Below are 14,236 nucleotides of genomic sequence, written 5' to 3' on the forward strand. Positions count from 1 at the left end.
CGGGCAGACCGCCGTCCGGTCATCCCGACAGACGGCGGTCTCCCGTTTCAGGTGGCTTCGCCCAGGCCGAGTGCGGGCAGCACCACGGCGTCGACGAAGCGGGTGAGGTAGTCCGCGTCCGCGTACCGGCCCTCCAGGACCGGGCGGATGCGCTGTACCCCGAGCAGTTGGGCGGCCAGGAACTCGACGGCCGGATGGTCCGCGGCGATCTCGCCGCGCGCCACCGCGCGGTCGACCATCTCTCCGAGCGCGGCCAGCTCCGGCTCGACCAGGGCCTCGCGCAGCGCCCCCTGGAGTTCCTCGTCGCTGAGGACCGCGTGACCCAGGGCCTGGACGAGCTGGGTGTCACGTCCTGCCTGCTGCGCCGCCGCGCGGGCGGCCGAGCGCAGGTCCCCGGCGAACGTTCCCGTGTCGACACTGGCGAACTTCACGCAGCGCCCCGCCCGCAGGGCGGCGGCCACGAGCTGCGGCTTCGTCTTCCACTGCCGGTAGAGCGTGGACTTGCTGCAGCACGCCTGGGCCGCGACGCCCTCCATGGTGAGCGCCTCGTAGCCGTTCTCACGGAGCTGGTCGAGGACCGCGTCGTAGAACTCCTGCTCGCGCTCTGGAGTGATCTTGGAGCGGCGCGAAGTGGTCACTGATGTGCCTGCCTGCTCCTGGGACGTCATGGCTCTTCTCCTCGCGATCTTCGCTATCGATACGCCAGTGTACCGGTACGCCAGCGTTTCGGTACACTGGCGTATCGATGAGCACGGTTCATGCCGCGCTCACCTCCGCATCACCGCACCACCCAGTCGTCATGAAAAGGGGCCGGGGGATGAATTCCCTTACCGAGCCTGCCGAACCGGAGCCGGACACAGCCGGCCGCGAGACGGACGCCGTCGGCCACCAGCCGGACGTCGTCGCCCGCCCGCCCCTGGTCCGGGAGCTCCTGCTGGTCGTCGGACTGTTCCTCGTCTACAAGTTCGGCAGGCAACTGGCCAATGGCCACACCGGCGAGGCGTACCACAACGCGCACCGCGTGTGGGACCTCGAACGCGCCGTCCACCTGCCGGGCGAGGGCGCGGTGCAGCACGTGCTGATGCACAGCGACGACCTCGTACGCATCGCGAACACGTACTACGCGACGGTGCACTTCCCGGCGACGGCCGGCTTCCTGATCTGGCTGTATCTGCGCAGGCCCCGGCACTACACATGGACGCGCCGGGTACTGGCCGCGCTCACCGCCGCGGCCCTTGTGCTGCATCTCACCTTCCCGCTGGCACCGCCCCGGATGCTGGCCGCTGCGCACCTCGTGGACACCGGCCAGGTGTACGGGCCGACCGTCTACGGCGCCACGCCGCAGACCGACTCGATGGCCAACCAGTTCGCCGCGATGCCGTCCCTGCACTTCGGCTGGGCCCTGATGGTCGCCGTCGGCCTCATCGCCGCGACCCGCTCGCGGCTGCGCTGGCTGTGGCTGCTGCACCCGGCACTCACCCTGTTCGTCGTCGTCGGCACGGCGAACCACTACTGGCTGGACGCGATCGTGGCGACAGCCCTCCTGGGCACCGCGCTCGCCGTGATCAGGCCGCCCGGCACCCCACAGGCCGCGAAGCCCGGACAGTCCATCGGCCGGCGCCTGCTGCCCGCCCCGCGGCCCGCCGCCTCGCTCATGGCGACGGCGCAGACCATGGGCGCGGCACTGCCCGCCCCGTGGACCCCGGCGCACCAGCGCGGCGGATCCCTCTCCGCGTCCGAGGTACTCGCGCGCATCCCGGTGTCGGTGACCGCGGGCTCCGCGTCCGCCATAGACGCACCGGTCCCGTCGGGAGCGACGGGTCCGGGTCGCACCGTCCTCACGGCGACGGGAGCGCACCGGTGAACGCCACCCTCCTCGCCGTCGCGCTCTCCCTCGTCTCGGCGGTCGCCTACGCGGCTGCCGCCGTCGCCCAGGAACGCCTCGCGTCACGCACCGCGGGGACCGACTCCGGTGTCCTGCGCCTGCTCGGCACCGGCGCCTGGTGGGGTTCGGTCCTGCTCAACGCGTCCGCCGCGCTGCTGCACGTGGCGGCCCTCAAGTACGGCCCCCTCACCCTCGTACAGCCGCTGGGCGCGCTGACGCTCGTCGCGGCGGTGCCCCTCGGGGCGCGCATGGCAGGACGGCGTGTCCTGTCCGTCGAATGGCGCGGCACCGCGCTCACGCTCGCCGGGCTCGGCGCGCTCCTGCTCACGGCCTCGGGTCCGGCCCCCGACGACACGCTCAGCCTCGGCGAGGCGCTCACCGTCGCCGGTACGACGGCCGCGCTGATCGGCCTCCTGTCGCGGCGCGGCGCGAAGCCGGGACTGCGACACGCGACGGCCTCCGGTCTCGCCTCGGGCATCGCCTCGGCGCTCGCCCAGACCGTGACCGTCGCGGTCACCGACCGGACGGGGTCGCTGCTCAGCGTCGAGGTGATCGTCGTGGCGCTGCTGATCGCGGCGTTCGCCGCGGGTGGCCTGCTCCTGTCCCAGGTCGCCTACCGCGGTGGCCTCGGCGCCCCGCTCGCGATGGTCACCCTCTCCAACCCGGTGGCCGCGGCGGTCATCGGTGTCACGCTGCTCGGCGAGCGGCTCCAGGGCGGGCTCACGGGGATCCTGCTCGCGGCGGCGGGGGCGACGCTCGCGACCCGGGGGGTCCTGCTCCTCACGCGTACGTCGCCGAACGCTCAGGAGTCCCGACCGGAACCGTCGCTCATCGCGGCGGAACGCCGGCCCGAACTGCCGCCCCGGGCGACGGAGACGGGGCCGCTCGCGGCCCTGCCGGACCTTCAGGGTCTTCCCCCGATGCCCGTACTGCCCGGCACCGTCGTCGTCCTGCCGTCGATCCCCCCGCAGCCGGAGGCGACACCGGGCGCGCTCCAGCCCTCCTGAGCGCGATCCCTTCACGGGGCCGCGCGACGAGTTCCGCCCCAGAGGTTCCGCCTCACGGGTTCCGCGTCACGGCTTGCCCGGCGCGGGACGCGTCCTCATCCCGTCGAGTGTGATGCCGAAGACGCGGTCCCGCTGCTCGGTGTCCACGTAGGCAGCGCCGGTGACGCCCGAGACCAGGCGGAGCAGGTCGTCGAACGACATGTCCGAGCGGACCTCCCCGGCGGCCTGCGCGCGCAGCAGCAGCGGTTCGCCGGCGTCGAGCATGGCGCGGCGGCAGGCGACGAAGATGTCGGACTCCCCGCTGAGCGCGTCCCTGATGGCGCGCTTCGTGACGGTGTAGTCCACGAAGCGGCGCAGCCAGCCGGCGAGCCCGTCCCACGGCGGGGCGTCCGCGAGTTCGTCGGCGCGCCGGCACAGGGCGTCGACCTCTTCCGCGTAGACCGTCTCGAAGAGGTGCCTGCGCGTGGGGAAGTTGCGGTAGAGGGTGCCGATACCGACCCCGGCCTGGCGGGCGATGTCCTCGAGTGACGCCTCCGCGCCCTTCTCGGCGAACGCGTCGCGCGCCGCGGCCAGGAGAGCGTCGAAGTTGCGGCGCGCGTCCGCGCGGCGCGGGCGCTGGGCCGCGACGATCCCGCCGACGAGTTCCCTGTCCGTCATGCGTGCCACTCCCGGGGTGAGGCAGCGCGGGCTGCCGAGGTTGTACCGGAGGCTTCCCTCCGCTATCGTTATCTAAGTCGAGGGATGCCTCCACTTTAACAGTCGACGCACCCCGCGCCCCGCCGCACAGCGCTGCGGGCAGACCGGCCGAAGCGGCCGGAACCCACATCCTCCCAGCTCGTGCGCGCCCGCGGACCGCGGCTCCTGCCGCAGGTCACGCCGGTGTGCCCGGCCACCTTCCGTTCAGAGAGACACCGCCTTGAACCGGAATCGCACGCCCGCTCGTCGCACGACCAGGAACCACATGCCCGGGAATCCCTCGTCCGGGAATCCCCTGCCCGGCACGCCCGTCGCGCCGGGCCCGGCGCCCAGAAGCTCCAACCGCCTCACCTTCGCGGTCCTCGCGACCGGTGCCGGCGTGTTCTCGATGATGCAGTCGCTGGTCGCTCCGGCTCTGCCCACCGTCCAGCACGCGCTGCACACCAGCCAGGCCACCTCGACCTGGGTGATGACCGCCTATCTGCTGTCCGCCTCGATCTTCACGCCCATACTCGGCCGGGTCGGCGACCTCGTCGGCAAGAAGCGCACGATGGTGGCCGCGCTCGTCGCGCTGACCATCGGCTGTCTGCTCGCGGCCCTCGCCCCCAGCATCACCGTGCTCATCGCCGCCCGCGTCGTCCAGGGCATCGGCGGCGCGCTCTTCCCGCTGTCGTTCGGCATCATCCGCGACGAGTTCCCCGGCCACCGGGTCAGCCCCAGCATCAGCAACCTCTCCGCGGTCATCGCGGCGGGCGGCGGTGTGGGCATGGTCGCGGCCGGGCCGATCGTGGGCGCGCTCGACTACCGCTGGCTGTTCTGGCTGCCCGCGGCCGTCGTCGCGGCGACGGCGCTGATCGCGCACCGCTACGTGCCCGAGTCGCCGACACGCGGCACGGGACGCGTGAACTGGCTCGGCTCCGTGCTGCTCTCCGGCTGGCTCGTCGCCCTGCTGCTGCCCATCAGCCAGGCCACGTCCTGGGGCTGGGCGTCGATCAAGGTCGTCGGTCTGCTGGCCGCCGCCGTGGTCCTGTTCGCCGCATGGGTGCTGTCCGAGGCCCGCTCCGCGAGCCCGCTGATCGACCTGCGCGTCATGCGGCTGCCCGCCGTGTGGACCACGAACACGGCCGCGCTGCTCTTCGGCGCCGGGATGTACGCGGTGTGGTCGTTCCTGCCCGGCTTCGCCCAGACGCCTTCGTCCGCCGGCTACGGCTTCGGGGCGAGTGTGACGGGTGCAGGGCTCCTGATGCTGCCGATGCTCGTGGCGATGTTCCTCGCCGGGGTGCTCAGCGGCAGGCTCGAACCGGTCGCAGGGGCCAAGGCGTTGCTCACCACCGGCGCCGCGCTCGGTGCGGTCTCCTGCGCGATGCTCGCCGCCTGGCACACCGAGCAGTGGCAAGTCGCCCTCGCGGCAGGCGTGTTCGGGCTCGGCATCGGGCTCGCGTTCGCGTCCATGGCGAACCTGATCGTGCAGAACGTCCCGGCCGCGCAGACCGGAGCGGCCACCGGCATGAACGCCAACATCCGCACCATCGGCGGCTCGATCGGCGCCGCCGTGATGAGCAGCCTGGTCACGGGGCACCTCCAGGCGTCGGGACTCCCCTACGCCTCCGGGTACACCCACGGCTTCACGCTGCTCGCGGCGCTGTGCCTGGCCGCCGCGCTCGCGGCCCTGCTGGTCCCGGCCGCGCGCCGCGCGGGCGGACCGCGTGTCCCGGCCGCGCACGGGACGACGGCCGGGGCGGACGAGCGGGCCGGCCTGGAGCAGCCGACGCCGCGGTGAACCGGCGCCCGCCGGGCGCCGGTCCGGTCAGCCGAAGCCGCGCGCGTCCTGCTTGAGGGCGGTGTCCACGGTGAGGGCGGTCGCCACGACGAGGCTCAGGAGCGGCTCGGGCAGCTGGTAGTGGATCTGGAGGACGTAGTTGTCCGCGGTCGTGAACATCGTCTTGGCGAGTCCCTCCCACGTCTTGGTGATGCGGGCGACCTCGTTGTCGGCGTGGTCGACGATCGAGAAGTTCCAGGCCCGCCAGTTCTCGGCCTTGATGGCGCCGATCTGCTGACCGTTCACGTTGATCGCGAAGTTGATCTTGCCGATCATGTTCTGCTGGACGATCTCGCCGACCGGCGAGCCGTCCGGACGCTCCACCACGACACGCGACTTCATGAACTTCGCGGGCCGCGTCATGACGAGCTGCGGCTGCCCGTACGCGTCGCGGATCTCCAGCTTGTGGGTCATGAACTGGTCGAGGCTGGAGACGAAGCGCGCGACCTTCTTGAGCGTGCTCTGGCCGACCTGGACGACGGACCCGATCTGGCCGCCGTTCTGATCCATGACGGTGTACTCGTTCGTCAGCTCGATCAGCTTGGCCTTCTGGTTCACCACCAGGACCGGCTCGGTGAAGAGGCTGCCGCCGCCCGGCGCGGTGGGGGCGACACCGGCCTGGTGCTGCACCTGGCGCTGCACCTTGGCGGGGTCGACGTAACTCTGCTGCTGCGGGGCCTGCTGACCGTACGGACCGGCGGCATGCTGCTGGGGCTGCACAGGCTGCTGCGACTGCTGCTGCTGAGGGGCGAACTGGCCCTGGGCCGCCTGCTGCACGGGCTGCTGCTGAGGCTGCTGCGCCTGATGCGGAACCTGCTGGCCGGCGGGCTGCTGCACGGGGCTGGTGTGCTCGGTCCACTGCGCGCCGTCCCACCACCGCAGGGTCTGGGGCGCGCCCTGGGGGTCCGGGTACCAGCCTGCAGGGGTGTTCGATTGCGTCGTCACCCGGGCACACTATCGCGCCATCCTGTGGCGGTATCCCGTGCGGACAGATGTGACGTACGCCGCCGCCCGAACCGGCACGGAACGGGCGGCGGCGCGAATTTCGAACGCCTTCAGGATCGACGCGCCGTCGGGATCGGCGCGCCTACGGAGGTCAGACCGTGAGGATCCCGGGGTCGCTCACGCCGGCCTGTCCGTTCTCGACATGACCCGCGAGGCGGCGCAGGTACGTGCTGTCACTGTCGGCGGTCACCTTCAGGTCGTACCAGCGCTTGGTCGCGCGCAGGTCGACGGTCTGCGTGACCGTGGCACCGGCCCGCACGGTGTACGTCTGCGGCTGTCCGCCGTAGGCGTTGGTGACGGTGAGGTGGACGTCGGCGCCGGTGGGGTTCGTCAGCGTGAGCGTGAGGTTGCCCGTGCTCGCGTCGTGGCGGGCCGTGAGCCCGGGCTCGGCGGCGGTGTTGGTGCCCTTGAAGGCGCGCAGGAATCCGTTCGGGCCGTGCACCGTGAGGTCGTACTTCCCGGCGGAGTAGGCGGAGTTCCAGGCGTCCGAGATCGACTTTCCGGCCTCGGTGGAGTACGTCCAGGGGCCGTCCGTGCGGTTCTGCGACCTGACCTGGAAGGCCGCGCCCGCGGAGGGGCCACCGCTGAACGTGAGCTGGAACTTGCCGGTCGACGGCGTGGAGACCCCGTCGACGTACGGCGCGTACGGCAGCGGGCGCGCGGGCCGGGAGCCCGACTCCTGCTTGGGCAGCACGGGCGTGGACGGCGGCTTCGGCACGTAGCTGGAGTGCCGGTCGTGGTCCGGCGGCACATAGCCGGCGGTGCTGGGCAGTTGCGCCGGGGCCGTGTTCGTGAGGGAGAAGTCGAAAGCGGAGGAGAGGTCGCCGCAGATCGCGCGGCGCCACGGCGAGATGTTGGTCTCCTTGACGCCGAAGCGCTTCTCCATGAACCGCAGGATCGAGGTGTGGTCGAGCGTCTCGGAGCAGACGTAGCCGCCCGTGGACCAGGGCGAGACGACGATCATGGGGACGCGCTGGCCGAGGCCGTAGGGGCCCGCCGCGTAGCTCGCGTTGCCCTTGAAGTAGTCGAGCGTGGTGTCGGCGGTGGACAGGCCCTGGTTCGCGGAGGCGGGGGCGTAGGGCGGCACGACGTGGTCGAAGTAGCCGTCGTTCTCGTCGTACGTGATGAACAGGGCCGTCTTGCTCCACACCGCCGGATTGGAGGTGAGCGCGTCGAGGACCTGCGAGATGTACCAGGCGCCGTAGTTCGCGGGCCAGTTGGGGTGCTCGGAGAACGCCTCGGGCGCCGCGATCCAGGAGATCTTGGGGAGCTTGCCGGCCTTGACGTCGGCCTTCAGGACGTCGAAGTAGCCGTCGCCCGCCTTGGCGTTCGTGCCGGTGCGGGCCTTGTCGTACAGGGCATCGCCCGGCTTGGCGTTGCGGTAGTTGTTGAAGTACAGGAGCGAGTTGTCGCCGTAGTTGCCGCGGTAGGCGTCGTCGATCCAGCCCCAGCTCCCCGCCGCGTCGAGACCGTCGCCGATGTCCTGGTAGACCTTCCAGGAGACCCCGGCCTTCTCCAGACGCTCGGCGTACGTCGTCCAGCCGTAACCGGCCTCCTGGTTGCCGAGGACGGGCCCGCCGCCGGTGCCGTCGTTGCCGACGTGGCCCGACAGCATGTAGTAGCGGTTGGGGTCGGTGGCCCCCATGAACGAGCAGTGATAGTCGTCGCACACCGTGAACTTGTCGGCGAGCGCGTAGTGGAACGGGATGTCCTGGCGCGTCAGATACGCCATCGTGCCGGTGCCCTTGGCGGCGATCCAGTTGTCGTACTTGCCGTTGTTGAACGCGCTGTGCCCACCGGCCCAGTCGTGGTCGAGGCCCGCGATGAACTGCATGCCGAGGTCCGCCGCGTCGGGGTGGTACGGCAGGACCTCCTTGCCGCCGCTCGCCTGGTTCCACACGGGCTTGCCGCTGGGGAGCGTCACCGGACGCGGGTCACCGAAGCCGCGGACGCCCTTCATCGTGCCGAAGTAGTGGTCGAAGGACCGGTTCTCCTGCATCAGGACGACGATGTGCTCGATGTCCTGGACGGTTCCCTTGACGCGGGCGGCCGGGATGGCCGCGGCGCGGTCGATGCTGTTCGACAGGGCGGTGAAGCCCGCGGTCGCGCCCGCTATCTGCAGGAAACGACGCCGGTTGAGTTCAGGCATGGGTATGGAGCCTCTTGGGTGTGTGGGGACAGAAGCGAGCAGAGTGTTCCAAGAGGACCGGCCAGAGGGGAAGGGGTGATGACACTTGCATGAAAACTCGCCGTATGCGTCAGAAACAATCACCCCTGTCTGCGAGCCTCGACCGGCGGGGAGGACCGGCCGGATACCAACCGGTCCTCCCCGCCGCCGACTTCAGCTCCGCCCGCCCACCGCGAGCCGCAGCGTCACGATCTGGAACGGCCGCAGCGCCACCCGCACCGCGTCACCGGCGTCCGCCGACTGCCCGACCTGGTCCGGCTGTTCGGACAGCGGCCGCTCCAGGAGGTCGGTCACCTGCACACCGGCCAGCGGGAAGCCCGTCCGCAACATGCCCGCCGCCCGGCCGCCGAGCGACTCGTAGAGCCGCACGACGACATCGCCCGAGCCGTCGTCGGCGAGCTTCACCGCCTCCACCGTCAGACCGTCGCCGTCCACCGACACCACCGGGTCGGGCGCACCACCCGAAGCCGCCACGCGCAGCGGCAGGTTGAGCGCGTACCCCTCGGCGACGGCGTCGGCGACGCTCGCGCCGGGCAGCAGGGAGTAGGTGAAGCGGTGCGCGCCCTGGTCCGCCTCCGGGTCGGGGACCCGCGGGGCGCGCACCAGGGAGAGGCGGACGGTGGTGGTCGTGCCGCCGTCGTCGCGGGTCGTGCGCGACACGTCGTGGCCGTACGTGGAGTCGTTGAGGACCGCGACGCCGTAGCCGGGTTCACCGATGTGGACCCAGCGGTGGCCGTAGACCTCGAAGCGGGCCGCCTCCCAGCTGGTGTTGGTGTGCGTGGGGCGCTTGACGTGGCCGAACTGGATCTCGGCGCTGGAGTGGTCGGCGCGGACGTCGACGGGGAACGCGGCCTTGAGGATCTTCTCGGTCTCGTGCCAGTCGATCTCGGTCTCGACGTCGACGCGCTTGCTGCCCGCGCGCAAGGTCACGGTCTGCGTGATGCGGGAGCCCTTGCCGAAGGCGCGCTCCACACGGACGGCCGCGAGCAGCGGTCCCTCCTCGCTCACCGTCACGGACTCCGCGTCGAGGAGGTCGCGGTAGTGGTTCTTGTAGTGCTTGTCGATGTCCCAGGCGTCCCAGTAGTTGGGCAGGTCGCTGTGGAGGCGGAGCAGGTTGCCGGGACCGGCGAGGACCTCGCGTTCCGCTGTCAGGTCGTACACGGAGGCGAGCGTCCCGTCGGGGCCGAGGACGACCCGCACGAGCCCGTTGTCGAGGGTGCGGCCGTCCGTGACGGTGACCGGGTGGTCGGGGGCGGTGGGGGCGAGGGGCGCCGACCCGCCCGCGGGCACGTGGGTGCGCGCCGACTCACCGTCCGGGGTGCGGATCACTTCGGTACGCGCGTACGGGCTGGTGTTGAAGACGTGCGGCACGCCCTCCCCGGGTGCGCCCTCACCCAGCGCGGCGACCGCCTCCGCCGTGATCGCTTCGAGTTCGCCCGCCACGCGCGCGTACTCCGCCTCGGCCTCCCGGTGCACCCAGGCGATGGACGACCCGGGCAGGATGTCGTGGAACTGGTGCAGCAGCACCGTCTTCCACAGCCGGTCGAGCTTCTCGTACGGGTACGCGTACCCCGGCGCGCGCAGGGCCGCGGCCGTGGCCCACAACTCGGCCTCGCGCAGGCGGTGTTCGCTGCGGCGGTTGCCCTGCTTGGTGCGGGCCTGCGACGTGTACGTCGCGCGGTGCAGCTCCAGATAGAGCTCCCCCGACCACACCTGGTCCTTGGGGATCTCCTTGCTCGCCTGCGTGAAGAAGGCGTCCGGATGCTCGACCCTGACCCTCGCGGAGCCCTCCAGGTCCGCGAGCCGGCGGGCGCGCTCCAGCATCTCGCGGGTGGGGCCGCCCCCGCCGTCGCCGTGTCCGAAGGGCGCGAGGGAGAGGGTGCCGCGTCCCTTGTCCTGGTAGTTGCGGACGGCGTGCGCCATCTCGCGGCCGGAGAACTCGACGTTGTAGGTGTCGACCGGAGGGAAGTGGGTGAAGATCCGCGTGCCGTCGATGCCCTCCCACCAGAAAGAGTGGTGGGGCAGCTTGTTGGTCTGGTTCCAGGACAGCTTCTGTGTGAGGAACCACTCGTTCCCGGCGAGCCTGGCGAGCTGCGGGTACGCGGCGTTGTAGCCGAACGAGTCGGGCAGCCACACGCCCCTGGTCTCGACGCCGAAGTGCTCGATGAAGAAGCGCTTGCCGTGGACGAGCTGGCGGGCGATGGCCTCGCCGCCGGGCAGATTGCCGTCGGACTCGACCCACATCCCGCCGACGGGCGCCCACTGGCCCTTCGCGACGGCCTCCTTGATGCGGTCCCACACGTGCGGGTGGTTGTCCTTGACCCACTCGTACTGCTGGGCCTGCGAGCAGGCGAAGACGAACTCGTCGTACTCCTCGGCGAGCGCCGTCACGTTCGAGAAGGTGCGGGAGGTCTTGCGTTTGGTCTCGCGGATCGGCCACAGCCAGGCCGAGTCGATGTGCGCGTGGCCGACGGCGGACAGGGTGTGGGCGCCGGCGTGCGCGGGCTTCGCGAGGGCGGGGGCGAGGACGGCGCGGGCCGCGGCGGCCGTGCCGGCGACGTCGTCGAGGTCGAGGGTGTCGAGCGCCGCTTCGAGGGTGTGCGCGATCTCGTGGCGGCGTGGCTCGTGTTCGCTCAGTTCCAGCATCAGCTCGCGCAGGACCTGGAGGTCGAGCGACAGGTGGAAGACGTCCTCGTCGAGGATCGCGAGGTCGGCGCTCCTGAAGGTGTAGAGCGGCTCGTCGCCCGCCGTGCGCGGGTCGCCGAGCGGCGTCGGGTGGGCGAAGCGGTCGGCGAGGATGTCCGGGTTGGAGGCGGCCTCGATGAGGTACTCGACCTCTTCACCGCCCTGGGCCGGGCGGGCCACGGGCACGTACTGGTTCTGCGGGTTGACGGCCTTGAGGGGGCGGCCGTCGGGGAGGTGGACGAGGGCCTCCGCCTGGTTGCCGGGCCAGTCGTTGACGAAGCCGAGGTCGAAGACGGCCTCGACGCGGCGGCCCGCCCACTCGGCGGGGACGGTGCCGTGCGCCGTGAACCAGGTGGTGCCCCAGGGCGGCCCCCACGGGGTGCCGACGCCGAACGGCTTGTACGCGGCCGCTTTCGCCTCGGCGAAGGGGACGGGCTCACCGGGGGCGTGCCAGGCCTGGAGGGCGAGCGGGACCCTGGCGCCGTGGACGGCGGGCTTGACGCGCTGGTCGTGGACGCGGGCGACACGCTGCTCGATGCGGCGGAGTTCGTCGTGCATACCTGCTCCTCTGCTAGGGGTGCCCGGCGGATCCCGGACGGGGGCGCGACGCCCGGCACGGCACCTCGCCGCGACCTACCCGAGGCTGCCCCGCCGGACACCCCCTAGCGGGTCAGGTAGGCGAGGCCGGGGTGGGCCGCCGTGTATCCCTCCAGGAGGCGGCGGGCCACGGTCACGGAGTCGACGAGGGGATGCAGGGCGAACGCCTTGACGGCGGTGGCGCGCGAGCCGCCCTCGGCCGCGGCGAGCACCTCGCGCTCGACGGCCTTGACGCAGGAGACGAGGCCCGTGGCATGGCCGGGCAGCGGGGCCACGTTCATGGGGTGGGCGCCGTTGGCGTCGACGAGGCAGGGGATCTCGACCACGGCGTCGTCGTCGAGGGACGGCAGGGCGCCGCGCCCGCGCACGTTGAGGATCAGCGTCGCGCGCTCGTCGCGGGCGATGGCGCGCATCAGGGCGAGCGCCACCTTCTCGTAGCCTCCCGACTCTTCAAGGTCGGCGGCGTCCCGCTCGCCCGCGCCGGACGCCTCGCGGTTGTGCGCCATGTACGTGGCCTCGCGCTCGGCCCGGGTGCGGTCCCAACTGGCGTACGACGGGTCGGAGTAGAAGGCGGCCTGCTGGTCGAGCAGGAAGGCGCCGCGGGTGCGTTCGGCCTCCTGATAGGCGCGCACCGTCTCGCGGTTGAAGTAGTAGTAGTGCAGGTACTCGTTGGGGATCGCGCCGAGGGAGCGGAGCCAGTCCGGGCCGAAGAGGCGGCCCTCCTCGAAGGAGCCGAGCAGCTTCTCGTCGGCGAGGAGCCGGGGCAGCTCGTCATGGCCGTTCACCCTGAGTCCGCGCAGCCAGCCGAGGTGGTTGAGACCGACGTAGTCGATCCAGGCCTCGCCCGGGTCGGCGCCGAGGACGCGCGCCACGCGACGGCCGAGTCCGACGGGCGAGTCGCAGATGCCGATGACGCGGTCGCCGAGGTGCCGCGACATGGCCTCGGTGACCAGGCCGGCCGGGTTGGTGAAGTTGATGACCCAGGCGTCGGGGGCGAGTTGCCTCACGCGGCGCGCGATGTCGACGGCGACGGGCACGGTCCTCAGGCCGTACGCGATGCCGCCCGCGCCGACCGTCTCCTGGCCGAGCACCCCTTCGGCGAGGGCGACCCGCTCGTCGGCCGCGCGGCCCGCGAGGCCGCCGACGCGGATCGCGGAGAAGACGAAGTCGGCGCCGCGCAGCGCCTCGTCGAGGTCGGTGGTGGCGCGCACGGCGGGCGCGTCGGGGACGCCGGTGGCTTGTTCCGCCAGTACGCCGGTGACGGCCCGCAGCCGGTCCGGGTCGGTGTCGTGCAGCGTGACCTCGGTGACCCGGCCTTCGGCGTGGTCGCCGAGCAGCGCTCCGTACACCAAGGGCACTCGAAATCCGCCACCGCCGAGAATCGTCAGCCTCATGCGCCGATCGTAGGGCAGCCTGGTCCGCGACCCGATCTTCGACCGGCGGAGGCCGCATGAAACCCCCCACGCAACGACGGACGAGACGCCAACTCCTCACTCTGGCCGTGACCCTGGGCGCCCTGTCGCTCGGCGCGGGCACGGCGTCGGCCGCGCCCGCCTGGACCGAGACCGGCACCGCGCGGGTGAGTTCACTCACCGGCGGCCAGGGCCTGGCGAGCCGCGCCGACGGCTCGCTGGTGTACCGGGGCCTCGCCTCCGTACCGCTCGACCTGCGCACGGCGGGCTGGTCACACATAGGCGACCCGGACGTGGCGCAGGGCTACACGTTCGACGCGTACCAGGGCGGCGACGGCGCGACGAAGAAGATGTTCGCGGTGACGGCCCCCGACGGGCGGCGCACCACGTACGAACACAGCCTTGATCAGGGCGAGTTGCTCAACAACTCGTTCGCGTCCGTGTCGCCCGACGGGCAGTGGCTGGTGGCGGGCGAGTGGGGCACCATGAACCGGCTGCAAGTGTTCCCGGCTCCCGTGCTCAACCCGTCCGCGCCCGCGTCCGGCGCGAACCTCCCGCAAGCGGGACAGATCAGCCTCGACAAGCCGGTCGACAACATCCAGGGCTGCGACTTCACCGACGCCACGCATCTGGTGTGCTCGTCCGACGGCTCGACGAAGGAGGTTCTGGAGGTCGCCCTCGACCGCCCGCTGGACGGCTCGCCGGTCGCCGGGCACGTCACAGCTGCGTTCGCGATCCCGCAACGCAGCATCTGCTCGGGCACGTTCGAGGCCGAGGGTGTCGACTACGACGCGGCGCGCGGCACGCTGCGCGTGGAGGTGGTGCCGCCCTCGCCGTGCCTGGTGACGACGACGGTGATCTCGTACCGCAAGGGCTGAGCCGACGGTGATCCCGTACCGCCGGAGCTGAGCCGACCGTGGCCTCGGACCGCGAGGGCCGAGG

The 14,236-nt window shown here is 71.7% G+C and carries 10 protein-coding genes; 4 read left to right on the forward strand and 6 right to left on the reverse strand.

Translation table 11 applies throughout. From position 1 onward, the window contains the following. Nucleotides 1–47: 47 nt before the first annotated feature. Complete coding sequence (locus tag ACFC96_RS00980) at nt 48–668, reverse strand: TetR/AcrR family transcriptional regulator (RefSeq protein WP_376251663.1); 621 nt, start codon at nt 666–668, stop codon at nt 48–50. A 149-nt stretch (nt 669–817) separates the two neighbouring features. Here ACFC96_RS00980 and ACFC96_RS00985 point away from each other — a divergent pair, with 149 nt between their 5' ends. Together ACFC96_RS00985 and ACFC96_RS00990 are read left to right on the forward strand one after the other, a co-directional pair. Further along, nucleotides 818–1,864 (forward strand): phosphatase PAP2 family protein, encoded by a 1,047-nt coding sequence (locus ACFC96_RS00985; protein WP_376609426.1) that lies wholly within the window; start codon nt 818–820, stop codon nt 1,862–1,864. Further along, complete coding sequence (locus tag ACFC96_RS00990; RefSeq protein WP_376251659.1) at nt 1,861–2,892, forward strand: DMT family transporter; 1,032 nt, start codon at nt 1,861–1,863, stop codon at nt 2,890–2,892. The genes ACFC96_RS00985 and ACFC96_RS00990 overlap by 4 nt, the downstream gene beginning before the upstream one ends. 66 nt (nt 2,893–2,958) lie before the next feature. Here ACFC96_RS00990 and ACFC96_RS00995 read toward each other — a convergent pair whose 3' ends face one another. Continuing rightward, the gene (locus ACFC96_RS00995) at nt 2,959–3,549 is read right to left on the reverse strand and encodes a TetR/AcrR family transcriptional regulator (protein ID WP_376609427.1); all 591 of its coding nucleotides are present in this window, start codon (nt 3,547–3,549) and stop codon (nt 2,959–2,961) included. A 304-nt stretch (nt 3,550–3,853) separates the two neighbouring features. Between ACFC96_RS00995 and ACFC96_RS01000 the strand changes: the two genes are divergently transcribed. Then, the gene (locus ACFC96_RS01000; RefSeq protein ID WP_376609429.1) at nt 3,854–5,368 is read left to right on the forward strand and encodes an MFS transporter; all 1,515 of its coding nucleotides are present in this window, start codon (nt 3,854–3,856) and stop codon (nt 5,366–5,368) included. A 27-nt stretch (nt 5,369–5,395) separates the two neighbouring features. Here the strand turns inward: ACFC96_RS01000 and ACFC96_RS01005 are convergent, their stop codons facing one another. From ACFC96_RS01005 to ACFC96_RS01020, 4 genes are all read right to left on the reverse strand, one after another. After that, the gene (locus ACFC96_RS01005) at nt 5,396–6,352 is read right to left on the reverse strand and encodes a phospholipid scramblase-related protein (protein WP_376609431.1); all 957 of its coding nucleotides are present in this window, start codon (nt 6,350–6,352) and stop codon (nt 5,396–5,398) included. Nucleotides 6,353–6,503: 151 nt separating this feature from the next. Continuing rightward, the gene (locus ACFC96_RS01010) at nt 6,504–8,561 is read right to left on the reverse strand and encodes a phosphocholine-specific phospholipase C (protein ID WP_376251654.1); all 2,058 of its coding nucleotides are present in this window, start codon (nt 8,559–8,561) and stop codon (nt 6,504–6,506) included. Nucleotides 8,562–8,753: 192 nt separating this feature from the next. Next, entirely contained in the window at nt 8,754–11,843 is a 3,090-nt protein-coding gene (locus ACFC96_RS01015) for an alpha-mannosidase (protein ID WP_376609433.1), read from the reverse strand. A gap of 104 nt (nt 11,844–11,947) precedes the next feature. Beyond that, nucleotides 11,948–13,276: a 6-phospho-beta-glucosidase gene (locus ACFC96_RS01020; protein ID WP_376609435.1), complete on the reverse strand. Its 1,329-nt coding sequence runs from the start codon at nt 13,274–13,276 to the stop codon at nt 11,948–11,950. A 56-nt stretch (nt 13,277–13,332) separates the two neighbouring features. Between ACFC96_RS01020 and ACFC96_RS01025 the strand changes: the two genes are divergently transcribed. After that, entirely contained in the window at nt 13,333–14,172 is an 840-nt protein-coding gene (locus ACFC96_RS01025) for a hypothetical protein (protein WP_376609437.1), read from the forward strand. The last annotated feature ends 64 nt before the right edge of the window (nt 14,173–14,236 follow it).

It is taken from the genome of Streptomyces sp. NPDC055955, assembly GCF_042270245.1.
GTDB lineage: Bacteria > Actinomycetota > Actinomycetes > Streptomycetales > Streptomycetaceae > Streptomyces.

Excerpts from the sequence above, each read along its gene's own strand:
- ACFC96_RS00980 (WP_376251663.1), bottom strand. The coding sequence starts at position 668 with ATGACGTCCCAGGAGCAGGCAGGCACATCAGTGACCACTTCGCGCCGC.
- ACFC96_RS00985 (WP_376609426.1), top strand. The coding sequence starts at position 818 with ATGAATTCCCTTACCGAGCCTGCCGAACCGGAGCCGGACACAGCCGGC.
- ACFC96_RS00995 (WP_376609427.1), bottom strand. The coding sequence starts at position 3,549 with ATGACGGACAGGGAACTCGTCGGCGGGATCGTCGCGGCCCAGCGCCCG.
- ACFC96_RS01000 (WP_376609429.1), top strand. The coding sequence starts at position 3,854 with ATGCCCGGGAATCCCTCGTCCGGGAATCCCCTGCCCGGCACGCCCGTC.
- ACFC96_RS01010 (WP_376251654.1), bottom strand. The coding sequence starts at position 8,561 with ATGCCTGAACTCAACCGGCGTCGTTTCCTGCAGATAGCGGGCGCGACC.
- ACFC96_RS01015 (WP_376609433.1), bottom strand. The coding sequence starts at position 11,843 with ATGCACGACGAACTCCGCCGCATCGAGCAGCGTGTCGCCCGCGTCCAC.
- ACFC96_RS01020 (WP_376609435.1), bottom strand. The coding sequence starts at position 13,276 with ATGAGGCTGACGATTCTCGGCGGTGGCGGATTTCGAGTGCCCTTGGTG.
- ACFC96_RS01025 (WP_376609437.1), top strand. The coding sequence starts at position 13,333 with ATGAAACCCCCCACGCAACGACGGACGAGACGCCAACTCCTCACTCTG.